Origin of the sequence: Rhizobium sp. CB3090 (assembly GCF_029714285.1) — a bacterium.
GTDB lineage: Bacteria > Pseudomonadota > Alphaproteobacteria > Rhizobiales > Rhizobiaceae > Rhizobium.
Map to the genome: position 1 here is coordinate 1,392,835 of NZ_CP121663.1, position 24,717 is coordinate 1,417,551.

Genomic DNA, 24,717 nt, shown 5'->3' on the forward strand with positions numbered 1-24,717 from the left:
GGGCGTCTGATAGCTATGGAGCGAGAGCGAGGCGGATCAGAGGTCTAGCTAGAGAACAATACGGTTGAGCGCCACGAATATTTGTCCGCCAAGACCGCTCATCTGGGAACATCCGGCGCACAAGGCTGTTTTGTCGCCGAGAAGTCGCCCGATCCTTCCACAAAAAGGACAATGGTTCTCTCATTGCGAATGCAAAGGATGAACGACGCAAAAGCGAAAATTCGGAAAACGCCGGAAAGGCGGATCTCTTGAAATTGGCCGTGAAGCGGCCGGTCAAACTGAGGGTAAGATCGACGCGCGGTCGAAACATGCTGAGGAGATTGCGCCTGACAACGTGGTCCTCACCAACATCATGAAGGAGGCGGCGCGCCAGCGCCGCGACACCTTCGTGGTCGATAGCGATCTTGAGGATGAACATCAACGTGAAGCCGCGCCGGGCACGCGCGAACAAGATTGACGGCCGTTGGAGGTCTCTCCCCGCAGGAGTTTGATATGACAGAATATGACGATGCCGCCCATGTTTGGGATCTCATCGAAAAGATCGGCTTCTGCATGCTGACCACGCAATCAGGGCGCGATCTACGCGCGCGGCCGATGGCCGCCTATGCCGAGCGCATGGAAAATGCCATTTATTTCCTGACCGACGCCGCAAGCCACAAGGACGAAGAGATCGTCCGCTGGCCAAACGTCTGCCTGACGTTCGCGGATATCAAGGGGCAAAAATATGTCTCAGTATCAGGTATCGCCGAGATCATGAATGATCGCGAACGCGTTGAAGAACTGTGGGGAACGCCGGCAAAGGCGTGGTGGGACAGCTCTAACGACCCATCGATCCGCGTGCTCAAAGTCACGCCGTCCTTTGCAGAATACTGGGACAGCCCGGGAACGGTGATGAGTTACATAAAGATGGCCGCGGCGGCGATCTCCAGCTCGAAGCCGAACATGGGCGACAACGCGAAGGTTGAGCTCTGACGACGCCCATCTCGGCATGCGCTGCATCAGCCGGACAGCCCACTCGGCGAGATCGGAATATTCCGCTCGATTCAGGCCTCGCTCACCCCTGCCCGGCAGGGCTGAGCCCTATGTCTCCAAACATGGATAGGAAGTGAATGTTCCGGCGAACCCGGTTCCGCAGCAGGACACATCGCATCCCCTCAGCCTATGCGGGCTAATGCTCTTTAGATGTTGATGGGCTTCCCGCAGCCGCGCGGAACATTGGGTGACGACGGCCGTTCTTTTTTGAGGATCGCTGTCTTAGGAGAACAGATATGCCAGCAAAGTCGAAGTCGCAGCAGATGGCCGCAGGCGCGGCACTCTCAGCAAAAAGGGGCGAGAAGAAGAAGAGCGAATTGAAGGGCGCCTCAAAAAGCATGGTCAATTCGATGAGCGAAAAGGAGCTCCGCGACATGGCCTCGACGAAACGGAAGGGCAAGCCAGAACACGCCTCGAAATCGTAACTCGGAGCCCTCCGCAGGTCGCAGCATCCCGGCGTCTTCCTGCGTACGGCCGGCAATCATGCTGCTGCCGAGTTGCGGAAGAAGGTGCAACTCGGAGCAACGCGGTAGACGAAGGCGGATGGCTCACTTGTGCTGTCTTCTTCCGCCCGCCTGACGATCTGCCGCGGCCAGCGAGCGCCAAGGCCTGGCAACGGCAGCCGCCGAAGGAGTTCCAGCCGACAGCGATCACAATATTGTCGCTCGCGCTTCGGATCGACGTGCCGGTTACGCCCGGCCCGAACGCATTTTGCCATTAGCATCTTTTTGCGAGGTTTGCCGTTATCCCATTCAAGCCGGGATCAACCAAGCGCATGCAAGTGCGGTCAGGTGTGCGATCGTGAAATTCGTGTTGTTTGCATTCTTGCTCGTGGCCATCGCATCCTGTTCGAATGAACAGGAGCAAAGCAGACGGAAGATGCGCACGATTCTGTCCTGGAGCGCGACAGCCGGCATGATCATCGATGCAAGCCAGAAGTCCCTGGTCCCCGAAGGCTTCACAAAACTTTCACTGGCTCGATGCCGAAGCGAAATCGACAGTCTTTCACAACAGCTGGCCCAAACCTCCCAGCAGGATTTGAGCGCGCAAGCGGCTGGACTGAACAAGATAATCGAGGCTGCCGAGGAGGACATCGACAGCGGCCGCCGTGATGACGCTTCAAAGCACATCGCCGATTTGCAGCGCATGGAGGAGAATCTGAAGGCCCGATCCGGAGCCGCTCAATGAAGAGGATGCTGCAGATTGCCCTCGGGGTGGTGACAAGTATCGGCGGCTTTCTCGAGACCGGAAACATCGCAACGGCAAGTCAGGCGGGGGCAGCCTATGGATATGGCCTGCTTTGGGCGTTCATCCTGGGGACAATATGCATAATTTTCCTGGTGGAAATGTCCGGCCGTTTTGCCATCGCCAGCCACTATACGATCATGGACGGCATTCGGCACCGTTTTGGTTCCAATGTCTTTCTCCTCACGCTTGCAATTAGCATACTGGTCAACCTGATGGTGCTCACCGCCGAAATTGGCGGCGTTTCGCTCGCATTGCAGTTCGTGACTGGGCTTGGCTGCCAATGGTGGGCGCTGCCGGCGACCTTGGCAGTCTGGCTTCTGCTCTGGCGAGGCACGTTCGGCCTTATAGAAAACGGCGTGTCGCTCCTGGGGCTTCTGGCGATCTGCTTTGTCGTCGCGCTGTTCGTCATGGATACACCATGGTACCAAGTCACAACGCAGATGGTGCCGACGTCTTCGATCCGCGATCCGCTGCATTACGGTTTCATTGCTACAAGTATCCTGGGCGCGGTGATCTCGCCCTATCTGTTTTTCTTCTATTCTTCCGGAGCAATCGAGGAGGCATGGGATAAGAGCTATTTTGCCCCCAATCGCGCCATCGCCACGCTCGGCATGAGCTTCGGCGCGGTCATTTCGATGGCAATCCTGATCCTGGCGGCGATGATCTTTCCGGCCAAAGGTATAGAGAATGTGGAAGGATATGAGCAAATCGCAATGATCCTTCTTCCTGCCTTTGGCAAATGGGGTTTCTATCTGTTTGCCGTCTCCCTGTTGATAACCTGTTTTGGCGCCGCGCTCGAAGTAAGCCTCGCGCAGGCCTACGTCGTCGCGCAAGGCTTCGGATGGAACTGGTCGGAAAATGCCAAGCCTCAGGACAATCCGGCCTTCAGTCTTGTCTACACCGGATCGCTTATGATTGCGGTCATACCGATTCTTGCCGGTATCGATCCGCTTCAGATGACCATCTTTTCAATGGCCATCACCGCTGTCAGCCTGCCCTTCGGAGCCGTCCCGTTCCTGGTCTTGATGAACGACCCGGCCTACGTAGGCGAGCACCGCAACGGATGGATCGCGAACGTCGCCGTCGTTCTTATCATCGCCATGGCGTTCATCCTTTCGATCATAACCATACCGCTTCAGATTTTCGGAGGTTGATATGCATCTCATTCGCGACGTCCTCGATAAGCAGGTAATCGATCGAAACGGAGCCCGAATAGGAAAAGTCGACGGAATTGTCCTGTCGGTTGCCGATGACGCGCCACCGAAGGTCGCTTTCATCGAGATGGGCGCCCTGACGCTGCTGCGTCGATTAAACCATAGATTGCATACCTGGGTGCTGGCAAGTTTGCAGCGAAGCCCGGCGCCCTATCGGATAACATGGTCCAAGGTCCGGGACGTGGTCGTCGACATCGAGGTCGATATCGACGACCAGGGCACGCCCCTTGAGCTATGGCAGAAGTGGCTCAGACAACATATTCTGCGCTACATCCCCGGAGGGCGGTCATGAGGGAGGTCCATCTCGAGCTTCTTCTGGGAAAGCAGGTCTATGACCTCAACGGTCAACCGATCGGCCGGATCGAGGAGGTCAAGGTGGAGGAACGAGATTCGGACGTCTTGGTGACAGAATATCACCTCGGAGCCTTGGGACTGTTGGAGAGGCTCGCCGCGACGGCGATTGTGCACGCTTTGTTGCGACCGTTCGGACTGGAGCGGGAGCATCACGTGCACATTGTTCCATGGCATGATCTAGATTTGACAGATCCGGAGCATTTGAAACTCCGTCGTCGGAGCAATTAGAGGTAAATTACGAAGCGGCATTCCATCGGTGATCACACGCAGACGAGCTATATCCGAAGCTGCGCCCCTGAGGCTCAGACGACACGGACGAAAGAACAGGCGAATTCGTAAAGCATAGGTCCTCTGCGCTCCGGTTTTCGGTCCCGGACCGGTGGCGACTTGCTGCTCATGGAGTTCTTCTTCATTGGCCGTGTGAGGTTTCGTGCGCCATCTGCCGGTAATCGGTTCGGTGGCTGTGCTGAGATCAACGCCACTGCTCCAGCAATACGGTCAATCAACTGACCAAAGAGCGATCCAGGGCTCGGCATCGCCGCCGAGCCAAACCGATTTGCCTATGGCATTTTCGACGATGTTGCGCTGGCCGGTCCGTTAGGCTGCCCAGGATGCACACCAAAGGTCAAATAGGCAGCAATGGCGCAAGCGATTAAGAAGATCGTGGCAACGAAAATCATCATGCGCCGATAGGCGCGAGGCTGACGGTCCATTTTCCTATTTTCCTATCCTCATTGATTGCGGTGGTGCCGCGTGGGCATGACAAACCACAACAATGTCGATGAGCATGATCGCAGTGCCAAACCGTATGCTGCCCGTTTTGTTTCAAACTGGGAGCATGCCGGCGGCGGAAACGATGAAACAGAATGATTTCGGCGGAACGCGATTGCAGCGACTATTTCACTCGCCTCGATGATAGATCCCCAAGGAGCCACCGCCGTCGCTTTTTTTGCCGCTGAATATCGCACTTCGCTGCAAACGAAGTTTGCTTCCGATCATCCAGTCGTTCCGGAACCAAGACGGGAAGTGCCCGTTCTTAGGGCAGAGGAAATACGACATGTCCAAACATTTGTGGAATCGCCCGGTGACAGTCGCCACCAAGCAGCTTGATCACTACGTAACCATCAACGACACCGAAGAGGCACTTGAGTTCCTCCTTCGCGAATGGCCCAAAGACAAATGCGATCGCATGCATGCGGCGGCCAAGAAGATCCTGATCAGGGCCTCCCGCAGCAAGGGGGCCGTAGACGAAGCTTGCGATGCATTTTTGGCGGCAGCCCTCGCGCAGGCATATTGGTGAAACAATGACCGGCCGGGAGCCCGAACGAAATGTCTAGCCGCAATCATCCTGTGGTCGTGATCACCGGCGCTTCTGCTGGTGTGGGACGTGCTGTTGTACGGCGGTTTTCGGGCGAAGGAGCGAAGATAGCGCTGATCGCTCGCGGCCGCGATGGCCTTGATGCGACCGCCCGCGAGGTGGAAGACGCTGGTGGGACCGCTCTCGTGTTGCCATGCGATGTCGCGGATGCGGGCGCCGTTGAACACGCTGCAGAGGCAGTTGAAGACACCCTTGGCCCGATCGACATCTGGATCAACGTCGCCTTCGCCGGCATCCTTTCCCGTTTCATCGATATCGCGCCGGAAGACTACAGGCGCGTAACGGATGTCACCTATCATGGCCAGGTCAATGGCACCCGGGCTGCGTTGAAGCGCATGCTGCCCCGCAACCGTGGTTCAATCGTGCTCACCGGCTCGGCACTTGCCTATAGAGGGATTCCCCTGCAGTCGGCCTATTGCGGCGCTAAACATGCGATCCAGGGTTTTCAGGATGCCTTACGGGCCGAGCTGTTTCATGCGCGCAGCCGCGTCCACGTTTCGATGGTGCAACTGCCAGGCGTCAACACGCCTCAGTTCGATTGGATCAAGACCAATCTTCCCATGAAACCGAAGCCCGCAAGCCCACCTTACCAGCCGGAGGTCGCCGCGGAGGCTATCCATTTCGCAGCCTTTCACAGGCGTAAGCAAATCATGGTTGGCCTGTCGACCCTGGAAGCCATTTGGGGAGATCGCCTAGCCTCGTCGCTTCTGGATCGTTACCTCGGCCGCACCGGGTTCAAGGGTCAGCAGGATGCGGAACGGATAGCCTATAACCGCCAGGACAATCTGTGGCAGCCGGTGCCCGGAGACCATGGTGCACATGGTCGCTTCGATGCCGAGGCTCGAAGCTTCAGCCTGCAACTCCTTTTAACGATGAAGCGCAATTGGCTTGTTGCCGGCGTTTTGGCGGCAGGACTTGGTGCGCTTGTCTCACGCCGAGGCCGAGGGCTGCAATGAGAGCGTGGCGTCCCGACAGCATCGAAGGGCACGCCATGCTTTCCGACGGACAGGCTGCCGCTCTCGTTTACGAGGATGGCACGATCGATTGGCTGTGCATGCCTCGGTTCGATAGCGCAGCCTGTTTCGCCGCGCTCCTCGGCACCTGCGACAACGGTGGTTGGTGGCTGCATCCGGTCGCTTCGGTAACGGGCCGGCGTCGGCGCTATGTAGATGAAACGCTGGTTCTCGAGACGGTATTCGAGACAGATGAGGGAGAGGTTGCGGTCATCGATTTCATGCCCGTCGAACGCGGCCAGGCGCCGGATATCGTGCGCATCGTCGAGGGCCGCCGCGGCACAGTCGAAATGATCTCGGAACTGGCGCTGCGTTTTGACAACGGTCGAATTCATCCGCTAATGCGGACGCAGTCCGAGAGAGAAATGTTGGCGATTGCCGGACCGAATGCGGTCATCCTGCGTTTCGACGCACCGATCAAAATCAATGATCGAGCTTTCGAAAGTCGGTTCTGGGTCAAAACGGGGGAACGCCGGACGTTGACGATGACGTGGTTCAGAAGCTTCGATCCGGTTCCGGACCACTTCAAGCCACAAGAAGCGCTCGACGACGCCCTACGCTACTGGCGAGGCTGGTCGAAAAAATCGACCTATCGCGGCGAAGCCGAGCGAATGGTCAAGCGCTCGCTTTTGACACTCAAGGGTCTGATCCACGCTTCCACGGGCGGCATAATTGCAGCCGCCACTGCATCGCTGCCGGAATGCCCGGGCGGTGGACGCAACTGGGACTATCGCTATTGTTGGCTGCGCGACGCGACCTTCACACTCATGGCTTTCATGCACACGGGCCACGAGGATGAGGCTCGAGAATGGATTGCCTGGTTGCGGCGGGCGCTCGCCGGCGAACCGATCGATATCCAACCCTTCTACCGCGTCGACGGTGAGCGTCATCTTCTCGAATGGCAGGCCGATTGGTTGCCGGGTTTCAAAGGCGCGCAGCCGGTGCGCTTTGGCAATGCTGCCGTCAGTCAACTGCAACTCGATCTTTACGGCGAAGTCATCGACGCGATCTGTGTCGCGCGCCGGTATGGGCTGATCGACGACGGAGCGGATATTGTGCGCCTGCTTGCCGACACCTTGGAAAACATCTGGACCGAACCGGACGCCGGCATATGGGAGAGCCGTGGCCATCCAAGGCAACACGTCTATTCGAAGGCAATGTGCTGGGTCGCCTTCGACCGTGCATCGCGGCTGATGGAGGAGACACCAGGCGAAGCACGACGCGCCGATCGCTGGCGCCGCCTTGCCGACTGCATTCGCCCGGAGCTCATGGAAAAGGGCGTCGATGCCCAGCGCGGAACCTTTACCCGCGCCTATGACGACAAAGCTTTGGATGCGGCTGTTTTGCGTCTTCCGATCGTCGGCTTTATTGATGCCAATGATGAATGCATGCGCAAGACCGTTGCCGCAATCGAAGAGAATTTGTGCCACAACGGATATGTCTACCGGTACTCGACCGACAACACCGATGACGGCGCGGCCGGTGAAGAAAGCAAGTTTCTTGCGGTTGGCTGCTGGCTGGCGGACGTATATTCAATGCAGGGCCGGCATGATGATGCGCATCGCCTCTTCGAAGCCATGCTCGCTGCAAGCAATGATCTGGGGCTTTTGAGCGAACAATATCGGCCTGACGAGAAGTCCGCCGCTGGCAATTTCCCGCAGGCTTTGTCGCATGTCGCCTTGATCAATACCGCTCTTACCATCAACAGTGGCGGCTCTCCGCCGCGCCTTCGCCTCCAAAAAAGTATTCCCGCAGACGGGCTTGAAGCCCCACATCAGGGCAAAGACTCAGTTTCCCATTCATAGCGCTGCCAGCGCTTCGGGTAGCGGCAATGTAGCTCGCGGACAGTCTGCGACTTTTTGTCTTCGAGCAGGAACATTCTCAAGGTCGGACTGTTCGAGGCACATCTGAATTCTCTATGGAGCGCAACATGGCGATGACGGTTGGCGATTTCATTGTAGGGCGCCTGCTGGAGTGGGGTGTGCGTCGGATGTTTGGTTATCCCGGCGACGGCATCAACGGTATGTTTGGAGCTCTGAACCGCGCAAAAGACAAGATCTCATTCGTGCAAGCCCGGCATGAGGAAATGGCCGCATTTATGGCTTCCGCCTATGCCAAGTTCTCCGGTGAGCTCGGCGTCTGTATCGCCACGTCCGGTCCTGGTGCCGCTCATCTGGTGACAGGTCTTTATGATGCCAGACTGGACCACCAACCGGTTCTGGCGATCGTCGGCCAACAAGCCCGCCGCGCAATAGGCGGTCACTACCAACAGGAAGTCGACCTTGCCGCGTTGTTCAAGGACGTCGCGGGCGATTTCGTTCATCAGGCGACGATGCCCGCGCAGGTGCGGCATCTGGTTGATCGTGCAATACGGATCGCCCTGGCCAATCGAACCGTAACAGCTATCATCCTGCCCAGTGACCTTCAGGAAACGCCCTACGAGGAACCACCTCGCAAGCATGGAACGATACATTCGGGCATCGGTTTCAACCCGCCGCGCGTCGTTGCGCACATAGACGATCTCAAGGCTGCGGCCAATATTCTGAACCGTGGCAAAAAGATTGCCATCCTTGTCGGCGCCGGCGCACTGAAGGCGACCGATGAGGTAATCGAGGTGTCGGACCGCCTTGGGGCCGGCGCAGCTAAGGCGCTCCTGGGAAAGGCCGCATTGCCGGACGATCTTCCCTGGGTCACCGGGTCGATCGGCCTGCTAGGCACAAAGCCATCCTGGGACCTGATGCGGGATTGCGATACCCTCCTGATGATCGGATCGGGCTTCCCCTACTCCGAATTCCTACCTGAGGAAGGTCAGGCGAAAGCCATTCAGATCGATATCGCTCCCAGCATGCTGTCGTTGCGCTATCCGATGGACGTCAACCTTGTCGGTGATGCTGCCGAAACCCTTAAAGCACTTTTGCCGCTCCTCAATCAGAAAGACGATAAGTGGCGCAAGGAAATCAAAAAGAATATCTCGGACTGGTGGGACACGCTGAAAGAGCGCGCGCTTGTCGACGCAAATCCCGTCAATCCTCAACGCATAACATGGGAACTCTCGCCTCGCCTTCCGGAGCGGGTCATTCTTACCAGCGACTCCGGCTCCTGCGCCAATTGGTACGCGCGCGATCTGAAGATGAAGCGCGGGATGATGGCTTCACTGTCGGGCGGACTGGCATCGATGGGGGCAGCCGTACCCTATGCGATCGCTGCAAAATTTGCGCATCCCGATCGCCCCGTCATCGGCCTGGTCGGCGATGGGGCCATGCAGATGAACAACATGGCCGAATTGATCACCGCGGCAAAATACTGGCAGGACTGGACGGATCCGCGTTTCATCATCTGTGTCTTCAACAATGAAGACCTCAATCAGGTGACATGGGAGCAGCGCGTCATGGAAGGCGATCCGAAGTTCGACGCGTCGCAGAACATTCCGAACGTTCCCTATCATCGTTTCGCCGAGCTCATCGGGCTGAAAGGAATATATGTCGACCGGGCGGATAACGTCGGTCCGGCATGGGATGAAGCCCTGGCGGCAGAACGTCCTGTCGTTCTCGAGGTGAAGACCGATCCGGAAGTGCCGCCTCTACCGCCGCACATCACCTTCGAACAGATGCAGCATATCACCGAAGCTTTGATGAAGGGCGATCCGCACGAAGCCGGCATTATCAAAGGTACCGCGAAACAGCTCCTTCGTGCGCTTTTGCCCGGCGGAGAGGATAAATGACGTCTTCGCCATCTATCGATCGCCTCGAATGCGCTACATATAAAATACCGACCGATGCCCCCGAAGGAGACGGCACCTTCGAATGGGATTCGACGACGATGGTATTGGTACAGATTTGGGCCGGCAGCCATCGCGGTATTGGATATACCTACGCGGATGCGGCCGCCGCTGGCCTGGTCGCAACACTAAAGGACGCCGTGATAGGATCGGAATGTTTCGATATTCCCTCCATTCACAAGCGCCTGGCAAGCAAGGTCCGCAATTCCGAGCGATCTGGTATTGCCGCTTGTGCGATCTCAGCCATCGATGTCGCATTGTGGGATCTCAAGGCGCGCTGTCTGGATCTACCGCTCTTTATGCTTTTAGGCGCTGCCCGGAAATCAATTCCAGTCTACGGCAGCGGCGGCTTCACGACATATTCGGATAAGCGGCTACGAGATCAACTTTCCGCTTGGATCGGCGAAGATGGCTGCCATGCCGTGAAAATGAAGATCGGCGCCGACGCTAAACGAGATCCTGGGCGCATTGCTGTCGCAAGGGACGCAATCGGCGAAGCCGAGCTTTTCATCGACGCAAACGGTGCCTTCACGCCCCAATCGGCAGTGCGTTTCGCATCTGTCATCAAGGCGGCTGGAGTGCGCTGGTTCGAGGAGCCTGTGAGTTCCGACGACGAAGCAGGTTTGAATTTTGTCCGCCATCGAACGCCAGCATCAATGGAGATTGCTGCAGGAGAATATATCTACACACTCGATGACGCCCGTCATCTGATCGAAGCGAAGGCCATCGATGTCCTGCAGGCCGATGTCACCCGATGCGGCGGGATCAGCGGTTTTTTGAAAATCAGCGCCCTATGTGAGGCCTTCCACATCGATTTATCCGGTCACTGCGCTCCTTCGGTGCATCTCCATGTCGCTTGTGGTGCTGCTTGGTTGCGACATCTGGAATGGTTTCACGATCATGTCCGAATTGAACAGATGCTTTTCGAGGGTGCCCCCGCAATCTCTGGCGGGATGATCAAGCCGGATCCATCTCAACGGGGAAACGGCCTTGAATTCAAGTTTCAGGATGCCGAAAAATTCAAGATCTGACGAGAGATCACCGATGAGACAACTCGTTCAATCTCTGAATAAGCCGCGGCAGCCCGCGGAATTGTTGCCAGCCTTCGCCAGCCTTGCCGAGATTGTAAGCCGAACGGATGCTCTGCAATTGCGGCGAAAAGAGCCGGACCGCGGAAAGGATCTTGCAGTCATTACGGGGAGACAGCTCAATGGTGCGGCAGCGATTCTGGCATTGTCGGTCCTGGTTGACAGTGCTGTGGAACACTATCGCGGTAGCTTTCAAAATAAGGTTATGTACGCGCCCCTTGCTGTCTCTTCGCTAACGCTCATTACCAGTCTGGCCGGCATCGCCGACCGACAACCGAAGCGCCATCCGGTGCGCGACACAATCTATGCATTCGCTGGTATCACTGGGTTAGCCGGCCTCGGTTTTCACGCCTATAATATTCTCAAACGTCCCGGCGGTCTTTCATGGCTGAACCTTTTCTATTCTGCTCCCATCGGAGCGCCGATAGCGCTTCTGCTATCCGGCGGCTTTGGCAGGGCTGCAGAAAAAGTTCGCGACACATCCATGGGCAAATTGCCAACGATCATAGGCTTGCCCGCAGGCATGATCTTGACTGTCGCCGCCTGTCTTGGACTGCTCGGCACCGTTGGCGAAGCTGCGCTGTTGCACTTTCGAGGGGCGTTCCAGAATCGGGCAATGTATCTGCCCGTAACCATCCCACCGACAGCGGCAATCTTGCTCGGCCGCTGTCTTTTTGCGACAGGCCGGAGCGCATCGCATTTGGCTCGTATTGCTTTGAAGATCACCTCGGCGCTCGGTTTGGCTGGAGCCGGATTCCATATCTACGGAGTTTCCCGCAACATGGGCGGGTGGCGCAACTGGTCTCAGAATGTTTTGAATGGGCCGCCGATCCCCGCGCCTCCAAGCTTCACCGGACTTGCCATTGCCGGGCTTGCTGCTCTTTCCTTGCTGGAAGTGGAGAAAAATCGTGAAGGATCGCTACCCCGGATATGACGTACTGCGCAAGCGAGGCGGTGTGTCCTGGAACGACAAGACACGCACGGTCATCGAAGAGCGAACGGCCATTGACCCCGTCGCGCATGAACATCTCGACGCGATCGAGTGGAGAACTTTGGTCGCCATCTGCGACCGCATCATTCCTCAGAATGTCCGTCACGAAACTCCTGTGCCAATTGCCGCCATGATCGACAGCAAGCTTACCGAGAGCGCCTCCGAAGGCTATCGTGATGCGAGATTGCCGCCGCTGTCCATTGCCTGGAAGCAGGGATTGGCGGCCATCGAAGACGAAGCAAAACTTCGTTCGAGGCGGTCGTTCGCGGGTATTTCCGATGCCGAAAAAGATGCATTGCTGACCCACATATCCCGCGGATATGTTCGGTCGCCGCTTTGGTCCGGCCTTCCTGCCGACGTCTTCTTTTCGAAACGCCTGTTACACGACATCGTCTCGGCCTATTACGCGTTTCCGGCGGCCTGGAACGAGATCGGCTTCGGTGGGCCGGCTAGCCCACGAGGATATGTGCGGCTAGGCTTTGACCGTCGCGACCCGTGGGAGGCTTCGGAAGCAAAGCCCGGTCAGGAAGTGCAGGCAAGGCGCGAAAATGCCCGGATACGATGACCCGATGCAGACGCCGCGCGCGATCGGAGGCAGAGCGCCGGATGTCTTTCGGCACGGCGGCTGGGTCCCGATGCGGGAATATAGCGATGATGAGCCCGTGGATTTCGCCATCGTAGGCACCGGCGCCGGCGGGGGCACGTTGGCGTGCAAGCTGGCGGAATATGGCTTCTCCGTCGTTGCTTTCGACGCCGGTCCCTATTTTCGTCCGCTTGAGGACTTTGCATCTGACGAAACCCACCAATCCAAGCTTTATTGGACTGACGAACGGCTGGTCGACGGCGAAAATCCGCTACAGCTCGGCGCCAATAATTCGGGCAAAGCGGTCGGCGGATCGACCGTGCACTTCGCGATGGTCTCGCTGCGCTTTCGTCCCGAATGGTTCAAGTCGAAAACGCTCCTCGGCTACGGAGCAGATTGGCCTCTCGACTGGCGGGAAATGTGGTCTTACTACCGCGAAGTCGAATTGGCGCTCGGCATATCCGGCCCCATTCACTATCCTTGGGGACCGAGCCGTCCACGCTATCCCTACCGGCCGCATGAATTGAATGCTGCTGCTCTCGTCCTGGCCCAAGGCGCTGACGCCATGGGCATCAAATGGACGCCCACGCCAATAGCCACATTGTCTGCCCCGCGCGGACCTGCGCCTCCCTGTGTCTATCGGGGAATGTGTGTGATCGGTTGTTCGACCAATGCCAAGCGCAGTGTCCTCGTCACCTGGCTTCCAAGAGCTCTTACGGCCGGAGCGGAGATCCGCGATCTCGCGATGGTCGGGAGGATCGAACACGACCAGGGAGGCCGGGTAACAGGCGTGCTTTATCAACGCGATGGAAACTGGCGCTTTCAAAAGGCGCGTAATGTGGTCGTTGCCGGTTACGCTATAGAGACCCCGCGCCTGTTGCTGAATTCCAAGAGCGCCAAATACCCTCATGGGCTGGCAAATAGCTCGGGCCTAGTGGGAAAGAACTTGATGGTCCAATCCAACCAGGCCGTATGGGGCACAAAAGAGCAGGAAATCCGCTCGTATAAGGGACCACCATCGCTCGCCATAACGGAGCACTGGAATTACACCGAGGAGGGAAAGGACTTCTTCGGGGGCTATTGCTACATGAGTCAGGGACCGCTTCCGATCGTTTGGGCGAACACCCTTGCAGCAAAGAGGGGACTCTGGGGTCAGGCACTTGCCGACGAAATGGAGAAATACAACCATCAGGTCGGCCTGAAGATGGTAGGCGAGTGCCTTCCACAAGAGAGGAACGAGATAACGCTAACCGACGCACGAGACCAATATGGTCTGCCGATCCCGCGCGTAACCTATTCCTATTGCGATAACGACAAGCGATTGATCCGTCATGCGCTCAATTTCATGGGCGCAGCCTTGTATGCGGCAGATGCGCGTGACATTTGGGAGGAACTGGACGACACCTGCCATATGCATGGCACTGCCCGTATGGGAGACGATCCTCGAACCAGTGTCGTTGATGCCGATTGCCGCTGCTGGGACATCGACAATCTTTGGATCTGCGATGGCTCGGTGTTTCCAACAGTAGGCGGCGTTAATCCCTCCCTCACGATCCAAGCAATTGCCTGCCGCACGGCAGATCGCATTCGTTCGCTGGCTAAGAGGGGCGAACTGTAAGCACTTTGGCAGACGGCTTCGCGGCGATGGCCAACCAACCGCTTTCGCCTTTAAAAATCTTGCTTCGCAGTATCAACGAAGTCCGAAAACCAAATTGAACACGCCATCCTCTCGCGCAACCGCTATCATCGCACTCTGCCGTCTGTGTGGCGTCAAGGAACGCTCTCTCTGATCGTTGAGAGACTTGGTGCCGCGCATCATTTCGATGAAGTGCTTTCGTGTGAATAGGCATGGAATAAGGGGTCTGACTCACTTTCGATGATGTTCGGGATTCTGCTGGCTTGATTTCTGAAGGAGAATCAGGCCATGTGAGCTCATTTTCGACTTTCCGATCTTATCCCTGCCGAGTTGGACGTGTCGGCGGTACATTCTGGCCCGGACGTAATCGTCGTCGCCGCATATCGTCGGTCCCGAGATTGAAGATGTCGCTATCCTCGGATGATTGCCGATCTGCCGTGCGCGGGCCGGAGGATCGCATTGCACCTCACCGTCCGACGTTTCGTTTGTAGTGCCGCCCACTGCCGCCGAAAGATTTTTGCCGAGCGCTTCGGTGACGGTGTGATCCGTCCCATGGCTCGCCGAACAGCCCGTCTGGACTGCCTCGTTCGGCATCTTGCTCTCGCACTGGGTGGTCGCCCGGCGGCGCGCTTTGCGGATCGTCTAGGATTGCCGGTGAGCAATGATACGCTGCTGCGAACCGTTCGCCGATATGATCGCCCGCCGCCAACGCCACCGAGCGTCAATGACTTACCGTGCCTTACGATTGGCGTGTTAAAGCGAATCCAGGGCCTTTCCGCCCGTTATGGCACGAGCGGTCGGATTGGCTGTGCGCGAGGCGCTGACAGGCCAGACATATGATCAGAACCGAGCTTTGGGCCAGCCGGTCATTGATACGCAACGTATCGGTCGATTGCATGGCCCAATGAATTTGAGGGCGGTTATAAATCCTAAATGGGCGAGCGCCCACCTACCATCAAAGCAAGAATTTGGCGAGAACATATCGTTCATCGCCGGAAGGAAGATGACAACGAACGTCTTCTATATATGGAGTCGATGCTCATTTAGGACGAATAGCCGCGTTCAGCGTCCTCTCTGCAGCCACAGTTTTTATTTGCGCACGCAGAGCCTTGCCAATCTCCTCGGGCTCAGAGGCACTTATCCAGACCCTGCCCTCCTGATCCACAGACAGTCGCACCTTGAAGTCTGAATTTGACGGAAGTCGCAATCCATTGCCGCAATTGGGCGCGGCAAGGTTCTGCCAAGCCTATCACCTATTTCTCCTCATGCTGGTTCTAGCCGATGACGGCGCCATGCGGCTGGCGGCTCGTCGGTCATCCTGCGGAAAAAACGTGAGAAATACGCAGGGTCGTCAAAGCCTACTTCGCGGCCGATATCCTCGACAGAGCGAATGGTGAATAATAGCAGCCGCTTGGCTTCCAGCAATCGCCGTTCCAATATCAATTCCTTCACTGACCGCCCGAAGATTTCGCGGGCTGCCTTGTCGAGGAGATGCGGTGTAGTTGCGAGCAGCTCCACATATGTCCCGACCGGCCAATCCTTCTTATAATGAAGATCGACCTCGCGACGCAGCGCCAGACCGAGCGAAGCGGTTGCCGAGGTGGACGGCAATGCCATGCGGCCGCCGATGCGGCCAATCAAGGACAATACGACGCCGATTAGCCCGCCCAGAACCTTCTCGCTTTCCGTGCCCCGCTCTCGATATTCTTCAGCAATCATGTCGAGAAGCGCACCGAGCTTCGACCATACCGGATTCGATGGCTGACCGGCCAGGAAAATCGGAACGTCGAGGCTGAGATCTACCTGTGGCGCAAGCGCCTTCAACATGTCGTCCGAAACCGAGACCACAATGGCGTCCGATGTGTCCTCGACATCAAACCCATGCACCACGTTACTCGGGACAAAGCTGATCGCCGGAGCAGAAAAATTCCAAGTCTCATCTTCTATTCGATAGGTTCCGCCGCCTTGAAACCAAAAGGTGATCTGCCCCATCAGCGGATGTTGGTGGGGCGCAACATGGCCGAAATGCAGCGTTTTTCGCTCCATCACCGTTTCGACATGCAAAAATCCCACCTCAAGCGAACGGCTCGGCTCGCCATAGACAAAGAAATTCGGGACTTCGTTTCGCATCGTCATACTGGAAAAAGTACCAGCGAATTGCCTCCTTTGTCCATGGCTTGACTGCTGGGAAGCGCGTAACTTTCCTTAACACATTAAGGGAGGAGCAATGATGCGAGCTGAAGATCATCGCAGCGATAAAACCCGTCCATTCACCGGCGCCGAATATCTGGAAAGCTTGCGCGACGGCCGCGAAGTCTACATCAATGGCGAACGCGTCGCGGATGTGACAGCGCATCCCACAATGCGCAATTCCGCGCGCTCTATCGCACGCATGTATGATGCGCTGCACGACGAAAAGTCCAGGGAACGCCTGACCTCGCCGACCGATACGGGATCCGGCGGCTATACTCATAAATACTTCCGGGTAGCGAAATCTTCCGCCGAGCTTGTCGCGCAGCAAGGCGCCATCGCCGACTGGGCGCGCATGTCCTACGGCTGGATGGGCCGCACGGCTGACTACAAAGCGGCCCTCATGAACACGCTCGGCGCCAATGCCGATTGGTACGGGCCGTTCAAGGACAATGCGCTCTCCTGGCATAAGCGCGCGCAGGAATCCGTGCTCTTCATGAACCACGCGATCGTCAATCCGCCGATCGACCGTCACAAGCCGGCCGATGCCGTCAAGGACGTCTTCGTCCATATCACCAAGGAAACTGATGCCGGCATCTATGTCTCCGGCGCCAAAGTGGTGGCGACATCCTCGGCCCTCACCCACTACAATTTCCTTGCCCAGAGCTCGGCGACGGTTACGGAAGACCCGTCGCTATCGGTCATGTTCATCGTTCCGATGAATGCGCCGGGCATCAAGATGTTCTGCCGCGTCTCCTATGAGCAGACCGCCAATACCGTGGGACATCCCTTCGACTATCCGCTCTCGTCACGCTTCGACGAAAACGACGCGATCCTCGTGCTCGACAACGTCTTCGTGCCCTGGGAGGATGTGCTGGTCCTGCGCGATGCGGCCAAGATCCTGTCCTTCCACCCAGCCTCTGGATTTATGCATGGCTATTGCTTCCAGGGCTGCACGCGTTTCGCCGTCAAACTCGATTTCATCGCCGGGCTGCTCGCCAAGGCACTGCGCGCGACCGGCGGCGATGCCTTCCGGGGTAATCAGGCCGCACTTGGCGAAGTCATCGCGTTTCGCCACATGTTCTGGTCTTTCTCCAACGCGATGGCCTACAATCCGCAGCCCTGGGCCAATGGCGCGGTGCTGCCGAACATGGAAGCCGCCCTTTCCTACCGCACCTTCATGTCGGAGGCCTATCCGCGTGTCATCGAAACGGTGCGCAAGGTCGTCGCCTCGGGCCTCATCTACCTGCCCTCCTCGGTCAAGGACTTCGGCAATCCGGAGATCGACCGCTATCTCGCGCAATATGTGCGCGGCTCCAACGACATGGGCCACATCGAACGCATCAAGATCATGAAACTGCTGTGGGATGCGACCGGCACCGAATTCGGCGGACGGCATGCGCTTTACGAGCTCAACTATGCCGGAGCGCCGGAAGAAGTCCGCCTGCAGGTGCTCAAGGGTGCAGAGCGCGGCGGCCGGTTGAAGGAGATGGAAGCCCTCGTCGATCGTTGCATGAGCGACTATGACGAAAACGGCTGGACTGGAGACACCTGGCTCCCGCCGCTTGGGCAGGCCTCCCCCATCCGCAATGCCGCCGAGTGAGGCCTTTGCCATGGAGGAGCAACTCTCGAAAACCGAATTCCGCAACGCCATGGCGCGGGTCTGCGCGCCGGTCAACGTGATCACCACCAACGGCCCTGCCGGCCGCGGCGGCTTCACCGCGACCGCCATGTGCAGCGTCACTGACGAGCCGCCGACCTTACTGGTCTGCATGAACAGCCGCTCGGCACAGACGGACCTCTTTTTCGAAAACCGCCGCTTTTGCGTCAACGTCCTGACGCAGGAGCACAAGGAACTGGCCGGCTATTTCGCCGGCCAGCGCACAGACATGGACGACCGTTATGCCGCTGCGGAATGGATCGACTTCCGTTCCGGCAGCCAGGCGCTTTCCGACGCGATCGTCTCCTTCGATTGCCGCCTGACGGAGGCGCGCCTCGTCGGCACGCACCATATCTTCATCGGCGAAGTGATGGATATTCGCAGTCGCAAGGATGGGCACGCCCTTCTTTATTTCGACCGTAACTATGTGCATGTGCCGACTCAGTCAGGCAGTTTCGGCGGATAGACTTCACCTGCATGGCAGGTAATCACGAGAAACAAAAGCAGGGTGCCGACGATCGCGCGGCACCCTGTTTGTATAAAAAAAGCATCCTGTCGTCAGAGCTGGATCCACGCCGTCTTCAGATCCACGTATTTGTCAAACGCATGCAGCGACTTGTCGTGGCCGTTACCCGATTGCTTGACGCCGCCAAGCGGCACGCTGTTATCAGCGCCGCCATAGGTGTTGACATGGACGACGCCGGCGCGGATTCCCCGCACTATCCGATGGGCGCGCGACAGGTTCGACGTCCAGACGGCGGAAGCCAGACCATAGTCGGTGGCATTGGCGATCTGCAGGGCTTCGGCTTCCGTCTCGAAGGGAATGACCGACAGGATAGGCCCGAACACCTCCTCGCGTGCCAAAGTCATTGACGGGGTGACATCGAAGACGGTCGGTCGCATGTAATAGCCCCCGGTTTCCTCGAGAATGCGCGAGCCGCCGGTGCGCAACGATGCGCCCTCCGACATCGCCTGCGCGACATAGCCGAGGTCCTTCTTCAACTGGATCTCGCTGGAAATGGCGCCTGCTTCCGTCGTCAACTGCAGGGGATCGCCGACCTTCATGCTCTCGGCAATGCGCGCGACCTTCTCCGAGAAGGCGGCATAAATCGACTTTTCGACCAGCAGCCGGGAACCGGCGACGCAGACCTGCCCGGAATTGCGGAAGATACCATAGGCCGACACCTTGGCCGCCTGATCGAGGTCCGGCGCATCGGCAAAGACGATGTTCGGGGATTTGCCCCCAAGCTCCAGATAGACGCGCTTCAGGTTTGAGCATGCTGAATATTCCAGAAGTCGCCGACCGATCGGGCCGGAACCGGTGAAGGCGAGCACGTCGACATCCATATGCAGTCCCAGCGCCTCGCCGCAGATGGCGCCGCGCCCGGTGACCACGTTGAACACGCCATCAGGCAAGCCGGCCTCGGCGCAAATTTCGGCAAGCTTGAGAAGCGTCAACGACGCGCCTTCGGCGGGTTTCAGCACGACGGAATTGCCCGCGGCAAGCGCCGGGGCAATCTTCCAAGCGCCGATCATCATCGGGAAATTCCACGGCACGATGGCGGCTACGACGCCGATGGGCTCGCGGTGGACCAGGCCCAGAATATTCTCTGCCGTCGGCGCAATCTCGCCATAGACCTTGTCGATTGCCTCGGCATAGTAGCGGAACGTGCCTGCGGCACTCCCGGGCTCGGCCCTCAGGGCCATCGAGATTTCCGTGCCGTTGTCGCGGACGCCGAGCACCGCGAGTTCGAGCGCATTCTTCTCGATCAGCTCGGCGATCTTCAGTAGCACCTTCTTGCGCTCCGCCGGCGCTGCTTTCGACCAACTGCCCTTTTCAAAGGCATGCCGGGCAGCCTTGACCGCAAGATCGACATCTTCCCTATCGGCATCGGCGATGGTGGTCAGCCTTGTACCGTCGATCGGCGAGATGACATCCATGACGGCGCCGCTGACAGACTGGCGCCATGCGCCGCCGATAAACAATGCCTGCGGGGAAACGGGTAGTGCCCGGAGCTGGTCGATCTTGTCCTGCATCTCATTTTCTCACAAAGAGGGTGGCGGGTCTTCCCCGCCACCACGATTGGAACCGCTTCAGGCTTCCTGGCCGGCACCGAGGCGCGCAAAGCCTGCCGCATCCGAAGACTTCAGGCGGGCCGCTGCGATAAGCCCGATGACTGCAGCGATCAGCACGAGGCCCGGCAACAACACCGCGAGCACGCCATTGGCACCGGCGATCGCCCCGAAGTTCGCCGAGATATAATAGACGAGCGCCAGAAGGATCAGCCCCGTCACGATCGGCAAGACCTTGACTGCCAATGCGTTGCGTTCCAGTCCAGGATTGCGGGTGAAGAACACGACGATCGAGAAGGCGGTGAACGCCATCAGCAGAATGATTGCCAGCGTGGCGACATTGGTGAGCCAGGAGAAGAGCGCCAGCACCGGATCCTGACCGGTCGCTGCAAAGAGCGCGACCACAAGCACGGCGATAACGGTCTGGATGATCGAGCCGACATGCGGGCTCTGGAAGATCGGATGCGTGACGCCGACCGATTTCGGCAACAGGCCCTCGCGACCCGCAACATACATATAACGTGCCACACCATTGTGGAACGCAAGGACGCCGGCAAAGAGGCTGGTGATGAAGAGAACGCTCATCACGACCGTAATCCAATGGCCGACATAGCGCTCGGCAAGGCCGAAGAGGAACGTGGTCGGATCGGCAAGGCCCTGCAGTGCCGGAACGAGCTTGTCGACGCCAGCACCATTCACCATCAGCCAGGAGGTCAGCATATAGAAGAGGCCGATGATGAGAACGGAAATATAGGTTGCGCGCGGCACGGTCTTTTCCGGTTCGCTAGCTTCTTCGCTGTAGATGGTCGTTGCCTCGAAGCCGATAAAGGCGGCGAAGCAGAACAGGAGACCGATGGCCGGCGTTCCGCTCCAGAAGGCCGCCGGGGTGAAAGGTGCTGCGGAGAGGCCGGCATCGCCACCTTGGACGAAAATAGCGGCGTCGATGATGAGCACGACCAGATATTCGAGAATGACGAGCACCGTCAGCACCTTGGCCGATAGATCGACGCGTCGGTAGCCAAAAACGGCAACGAAGACGATGCCGACAAAGCTCCAAACCCACCAGGGAAGGTCAAGGCCGAGCTGTTCGGCAAAAAAGCCCTTTGTTGCCGCCCCGAAAAGCCCGAGAACGCCAACCTGCATGGCATTATAGGCGAGGATGGCGATCAGCGCGGCGGCGCCGCCCATGAGGCCGCCGAGACCCTGGGCCGTGTAGGCGTAGAAGGCGCCGGCGTTGCGGATATGGCGCGCCATCGCGACATAGCCGACGGAAAACAGCAATAGAATACCCGTGACCAACAGAAAGGTCAGCGGGATGCCCGGCCCGTTGCCAAGCATCATCGAAAGCGGCACGCCGCCAGCAACCGCGGTGAGCGGCGCTGCGGCCGAGACCACCAGAAAGGTAACGGCACCGACGCCGAGGCTATTTTTGCGCAACTGGTTTTCAGCCGGCCCTTGTGAATTTTGTGTGTTCATCTGCGTTCGTTCCCCTTGTTGAGAATATCCGATCATCGCTGCGATTGCGCGCAGGCGACCTCCACCAAAAACCGGACTGACGAACGGGGCTGATGCTTTTGTTGATTTTGCCGCCGTCAGCGCTTAAGGTTCATTATTTGAACCATAGCTTCAAATATAGACTTGCAAACATTCCCTGCCTCTGTCAAGTTATTTCGCATGTTAAGTATCTTGGGTCGCTGCTCGTGCCGCGGCGCAGGGTCAGCGATCTGATGGACGGAAAGCTTCGGCCGGACGCAGGAAATCAGAAGCTGGCCAACCCAAGAGGAGGAACGATGAGCACGATCGGAAAGGCGCTTTCATTGCTGGATACCCTGTCACGGCTGGACAAGGAGGCGGGCCTCACCGACATCGCCCGCTTGTGCACGCTGGACAAGGCAACCGCACGCCGCTTTCTGGTGGAACTGGAAAAACACGGCTTCGTCGAGCAGGACCCGGATACGCGCCGCTATCGCATCGGCTCGGCGCCGGTTCGCCTCGCACGCATTCGCGAAGCACGCTTTCCGCTGTTGCGGGTCGCGATCCCGTTCATCAAGTCGCTCGCCGAATCGTCGACTGAAACGGTGCATCTTTCGGAATTCTCCGGTGGGCAGCTCTCGACCATCCATGTGGAGGATTCGCCGCGCGCGCACCGCATCATGATCGATGTCGGCAGCCTCCTGCCCTTTCATGCCACGGCCTCCGGCCTTGCTTTCCTGGCATTCTGCCCGCGGATAGAGATCGACAAAGCGCTCGGAAAGACGCTCGAGAAATTTACCGATCACACCGTTGTCGACCCTCAGCGCGTGCGCAATCTGCTTGATGAGACGGCAGCGCGCGGCTTTTCTATCAGCGACCAAGGTCTCGAAGCCGGCGTCATCAGCACGGCGGCGCCGATCCGCACGCCCAACGGCCATCCGATCGGCTGCGTTGCCGTCGCCGCCCCGCTTTCGCGCACCACAAAGGCAACCATCCATGAATTCGGTGCGCAGGCAGTTACTGCAGCCAATGCAATCTCAGAAAAATATTACGGGTCGGAAAGACCCATGGGAACCAGTCCAAAGTCAGGAGGACAGATTGATGAGCCCCGAGGCTTCCCCGCCAAAGATACTCGTCATCGGAACCGGTGACACCAAATGCGACGAACTGCAATTCATGGCATCCATCATCCAGGAAGCCGGCGGCCAGCCGGCCATGGTCGATGTCAGCATTCTCGGCGATCCACCCTATAGACCGGATTACTCCAAGCACGACGTTGCGAACGCTGCCGCAACCTCGATCGAGGCAATCGCCGAAAGCGGCGATGAAAACAGCGCCATGGCGGCCATGGCAAAGGGTGCGGCGACGCTGACCCGCCGCCTCTATGAAGACGGATTGGTCGACGGCGTCATCGTGCTCGGCGGCTCCATGGGCACGGATCTGGCGCTCGATGTCGCCGCCGTCCTGCCGCTCGGCGTTCCTAAATTTGTAGTTTCGACCATCGCTTACTCCCATCTCATTCCGCCCGAACGCATCGCGCCTGACCTGATGATGATCCTGTGGGCCGGCGGTCTCTATGGCCTCAACAGCATCTGCCGCTCGGTCCTCTCGCAGGCCTGCGGTGCGGTCGTCGGTGCTGCAAAGCACGGCACCAAGCCGGATCGCAAACGCCCGCTTGTCGGCATGACATCGCTCGGTTCCTCCTGCCTGAAATATATGAAGTATATACGCCCTGAACTGGAAAAACGCGGCTATGACGTCGCCGTATTCCATTCCACCGGTATGGGCGGACGCGCCTATGAAGCGATCGCTTCGAAGGGTGACTTTGCCGCCGTCTTCGATTTCTGCATACAGGAGGTCAGCAATCATCATTACGGCAGCGTCGTCACGTCCGGGCCGGACAGGCTCGAAAATGCCGGACGCGCCGGCATTCCGCAGATCGTTGCACCCGGCGCGGTCGACATGGTCGATCTTCAGGCGTGGCAGGCCCTGCCGGAGATTTTCGTCGATCGCCCGTATCACGCCCATAACCGGCTGATCGGATCGGTGACGACATCGCCGGAGGGACGACGGGAGGTCGCCCGGTTGATCGGGCAGAAACTGCAACGCGCCGGTGCGAAGGTCGCTTTCCTGCTGCCGACCGAAGGACTGCAGGAATGGGACAAACCGGATGAGCCGCTGCATGATCCGGAAGGCCTCGAAGCTTTCATAGACGAAATGCGCCGGGCCATTCCGCCCACCGTCACGCTGCAGGAAGTCGATTCCCATATCAACGCGCCCGCCTTCTCGGCCGCCGCACTCGCCATATTCGATCAATGGGTGGCCGAGGGCGTCATTCCGGAGGGACGGCTGTGACAACAGACCGCGCTCTTATCCTCGACTTCGGCGGCGTCGTCACCCGCACCCTGTTCGAAACGCATGACATCACCGAACGCACGCTCCGCCTTCCCAAGGGATCGCTGACCTGGCTCGGCCCGTTCGACACGACGACGGACCCGCTCTGGGTGGCGATGCAGAACCGCGAGATCACCGAGCGCGACTATTGGCTCACACGCGCCAGCGAAGTCGGCAAGCTGGTCGGCGAGACCTGGACCGACATGCAGACCTTCGTGCGCCGGGCGCGCGGCGCCGAACCGGAACTGGTTCTTCGTCCGGAAGCGCGCGACGCCATCCTGCGCACCAAGGAGGCCGGCCTGAAACTGGCAATCCTGTCGAACGAACTCGATCTCTTCTACGGCGTCGAGTTCCGCCAGCGTTTTCCGTTGATCGACCTCTTCGACGTCATCGTCGATGCCACATATACGAAGATCCTCAAGCCCGATCCCCGTTCCTACGAGCTCGTTCTTTCCGAGCTCGACCTGCCGCGGGAGGCCTGCGTCTTCGTGGACGACCAGAAGAAAAACATCGAGGGCGCCGAAGCCGTGAACCTGCCTCACGTGCATTTCGATGTGACCCGCCCCGCTGAAAGCTATGCCCGCGCACTTGCCATGCTGGGGCTCTAAACCA

The 24,717-nt window shown here is 58.4% G+C and carries 23 protein-coding genes; 20 read left to right on the top strand and 3 right to left on the bottom strand.

Annotated features, from left to right (window positions below; all coding sequences use genetic code 11):
* Positions 1-334 precede the first annotated feature (334 nt).
* The 15 genes from QA646_RS25220 (at position 335) to QA646_RS25290 (ending at position 14,297) form a co-directional block, all read left to right on the top strand.
* Complete coding sequence (locus QA646_RS25220) at positions 335-457, top strand: hypothetical protein (protein ID WP_283059462.1); 123 nt, start codon at positions 335-337, stop codon at positions 455-457.
* A 35-nt stretch (positions 458-492) separates the two neighbouring features.
* Positions 493-972 (top strand): pyridoxamine 5'-phosphate oxidase family protein, encoded by a 480-nt coding sequence (locus QA646_RS25225; RefSeq protein ID WP_283060559.1) that lies wholly within the window; start codon positions 493-495, stop codon positions 970-972.
* A 296-nt stretch (positions 973-1,268) separates the two neighbouring features.
* On the top strand, positions 1,269-1,457 hold the full coding sequence (locus tag QA646_RS25230; RefSeq protein ID WP_283059463.1) for a DUF3008 family protein: 189 nt from the start codon (positions 1,269-1,271) through the stop codon (positions 1,455-1,457).
* Positions 1,458-1,911: 454 nt separating this feature from the next.
* Entirely contained in the window at positions 1,912-2,220 is a 309-nt protein-coding gene (locus QA646_RS25235; RefSeq protein ID WP_283059464.1) for a hypothetical protein, read from the top strand.
* The gene (locus QA646_RS25240; RefSeq protein WP_283059465.1) at positions 2,217-3,434 is read left to right on the top strand and encodes an Nramp family divalent metal transporter; all 1,218 of its coding nucleotides are present in this window, start codon (positions 2,217-2,219) and stop codon (positions 3,432-3,434) included. The genes QA646_RS25235 and QA646_RS25240 overlap by 4 nt, the downstream gene beginning before the upstream one ends.
* Position 3,435: 1 nt before the next feature.
* Positions 3,436-3,786, top strand: a complete 351-nt coding sequence (locus QA646_RS25245) for a PRC-barrel domain-containing protein (RefSeq protein WP_283059466.1) — start codon at positions 3,436-3,438, stop codon at positions 3,784-3,786.
* Positions 3,783-4,076 (top strand): PRC-barrel domain-containing protein, encoded by a 294-nt coding sequence (locus tag QA646_RS25250; protein WP_283059467.1) that lies wholly within the window; start codon positions 3,783-3,785, stop codon positions 4,074-4,076. Before QA646_RS25245 ends, QA646_RS25250 begins: the two co-directional genes overlap by 4 nt.
* 829 nt (positions 4,077-4,905) lie before the next feature.
* Positions 4,906-5,148 carry a DUF982 domain-containing protein gene (locus QA646_RS25255; RefSeq protein ID WP_283059468.1) on the top strand — a complete coding sequence of 81 codons (243 nt, stop codon included), beginning with the start codon at positions 4,906-4,908 and terminating at the stop codon, positions 5,146-5,148.
* Positions 5,149-5,177: 29 nt separating this feature from the next.
* Positions 5,178-6,182 carry an SDR family oxidoreductase gene (locus tag QA646_RS25260; protein WP_283059469.1) on the top strand — a complete coding sequence of 335 codons (1,005 nt, stop codon included), beginning with the start codon at positions 5,178-5,180 and terminating at the stop codon, positions 6,180-6,182.
* On the top strand, positions 6,179-8,044 hold the full coding sequence (locus tag QA646_RS25265; protein WP_283059470.1) for a glycoside hydrolase family 15 protein: 1,866 nt from the start codon (positions 6,179-6,181) through the stop codon (positions 8,042-8,044). The genes QA646_RS25260 and QA646_RS25265 overlap by 4 nt, the downstream gene beginning before the upstream one ends.
* A 125-nt stretch (positions 8,045-8,169) precedes the next feature.
* Positions 8,170-9,960: a thiamine pyrophosphate-requiring protein gene (locus QA646_RS25270; protein ID WP_283059471.1), complete on the top strand. Its 1,791-nt coding sequence runs from the start codon at positions 8,170-8,172 to the stop codon at positions 9,958-9,960.
* Positions 9,957-11,048: an enolase C-terminal domain-like protein gene (locus tag QA646_RS25275; RefSeq protein WP_283059472.1), complete on the top strand. Its 1,092-nt coding sequence runs from the start codon at positions 9,957-9,959 to the stop codon at positions 11,046-11,048. Before QA646_RS25270 ends, QA646_RS25275 begins: the two co-directional genes overlap by 4 nt.
* A gap of 13 nt (positions 11,049-11,061) precedes the next feature.
* Positions 11,062-12,039: a hypothetical protein gene (locus QA646_RS25280; protein ID WP_283059473.1), complete on the top strand. Its 978-nt coding sequence runs from the start codon at positions 11,062-11,064 to the stop codon at positions 12,037-12,039.
* Positions 12,014-12,661, top strand: coding sequence for a gluconate 2-dehydrogenase subunit 3 family protein (locus QA646_RS25285; RefSeq protein WP_283059474.1), 648 nt, complete (start codon positions 12,014-12,016; stop codon positions 12,659-12,661). Before QA646_RS25280 ends, QA646_RS25285 begins: the two co-directional genes overlap by 26 nt.
* The gene (locus QA646_RS25290; protein WP_283059475.1) at positions 12,645-14,297 is read left to right on the top strand and encodes a GMC family oxidoreductase; all 1,653 of its coding nucleotides are present in this window, start codon (positions 12,645-12,647) and stop codon (positions 14,295-14,297) included. The genes QA646_RS25285 and QA646_RS25290 overlap by 17 nt, the downstream gene beginning before the upstream one ends.
* Before the next feature lie 1,281 nt (positions 14,298-15,578).
* Here the strand turns inward: QA646_RS25290 and QA646_RS25295 are convergent.
* On the bottom strand, positions 15,579-16,451 hold the full coding sequence (locus QA646_RS25295) for a helix-turn-helix domain-containing protein (RefSeq protein WP_283059476.1): 873 nt from the start codon (positions 16,449-16,451) through the stop codon (positions 15,579-15,581).
* A gap of 94 nt (positions 16,452-16,545) precedes the next feature.
* Between QA646_RS25295 and QA646_RS25300 the strand changes: the two genes are divergently transcribed.
* Positions 16,546-18,108 (top strand): 4-hydroxyphenylacetate 3-hydroxylase N-terminal domain-containing protein, encoded by a 1,563-nt coding sequence (locus QA646_RS25300; protein WP_283059477.1) that lies wholly within the window; start codon positions 16,546-16,548, stop codon positions 18,106-18,108.
* A 10-nt stretch (positions 18,109-18,118) separates the two neighbouring features.
* Entirely contained in the window at positions 18,119-18,631 is a 513-nt protein-coding gene (locus QA646_RS25305; RefSeq protein ID WP_283059478.1) for a flavin reductase, read from the top strand.
* A 92-nt stretch (positions 18,632-18,723) separates the two neighbouring features.
* Here the strand turns inward: QA646_RS25305 and QA646_RS25310 are convergent, their stop codons facing one another.
* Positions 18,724-20,202, bottom strand: a complete 1,479-nt coding sequence (locus QA646_RS25310) for an aldehyde dehydrogenase (protein WP_283059479.1) — start codon at positions 20,200-20,202, stop codon at positions 18,724-18,726.
* 57 nt (positions 20,203-20,259) lie between these two features.
* Positions 20,260-21,714: an APC family permease gene (locus QA646_RS25315; protein ID WP_283059480.1), complete on the bottom strand. Its 1,455-nt coding sequence runs from the start codon at positions 21,712-21,714 to the stop codon at positions 20,260-20,262.
* A 314-nt stretch (positions 21,715-22,028) separates the two neighbouring features.
* Here QA646_RS25315 and QA646_RS25320 point away from each other — a divergent pair, with 314 nt between their 5' ends.
* Genes QA646_RS25320 through QA646_RS25330 form a run of 3 tightly spaced genes read left to right on the top strand, consistent with a single transcriptional unit; the run spans position 22,029 to position 24,713 of the window.
* Positions 22,029-22,862 carry an IclR family transcriptional regulator gene (locus QA646_RS25320; protein ID WP_283059481.1) on the top strand — a complete coding sequence of 278 codons (834 nt, stop codon included), beginning with the start codon at positions 22,029-22,031 and terminating at the stop codon, positions 22,860-22,862.
* Complete coding sequence (locus tag QA646_RS25325) at positions 22,813-24,066, top strand: Tm-1-like ATP-binding domain-containing protein (protein WP_283059482.1); 1,254 nt, start codon at positions 22,813-22,815, stop codon at positions 24,064-24,066. Before QA646_RS25320 ends, QA646_RS25325 begins: the two co-directional genes overlap by 50 nt.
* Complete coding sequence (locus QA646_RS25330; RefSeq protein WP_283059483.1) at positions 24,027-24,713, top strand: HAD-IA family hydrolase; 687 nt, start codon at positions 24,027-24,029, stop codon at positions 24,711-24,713. The genes QA646_RS25325 and QA646_RS25330 overlap by 40 nt, the downstream gene beginning before the upstream one ends.
* Positions 24,714-24,717 lie beyond the last annotated feature (4 nt).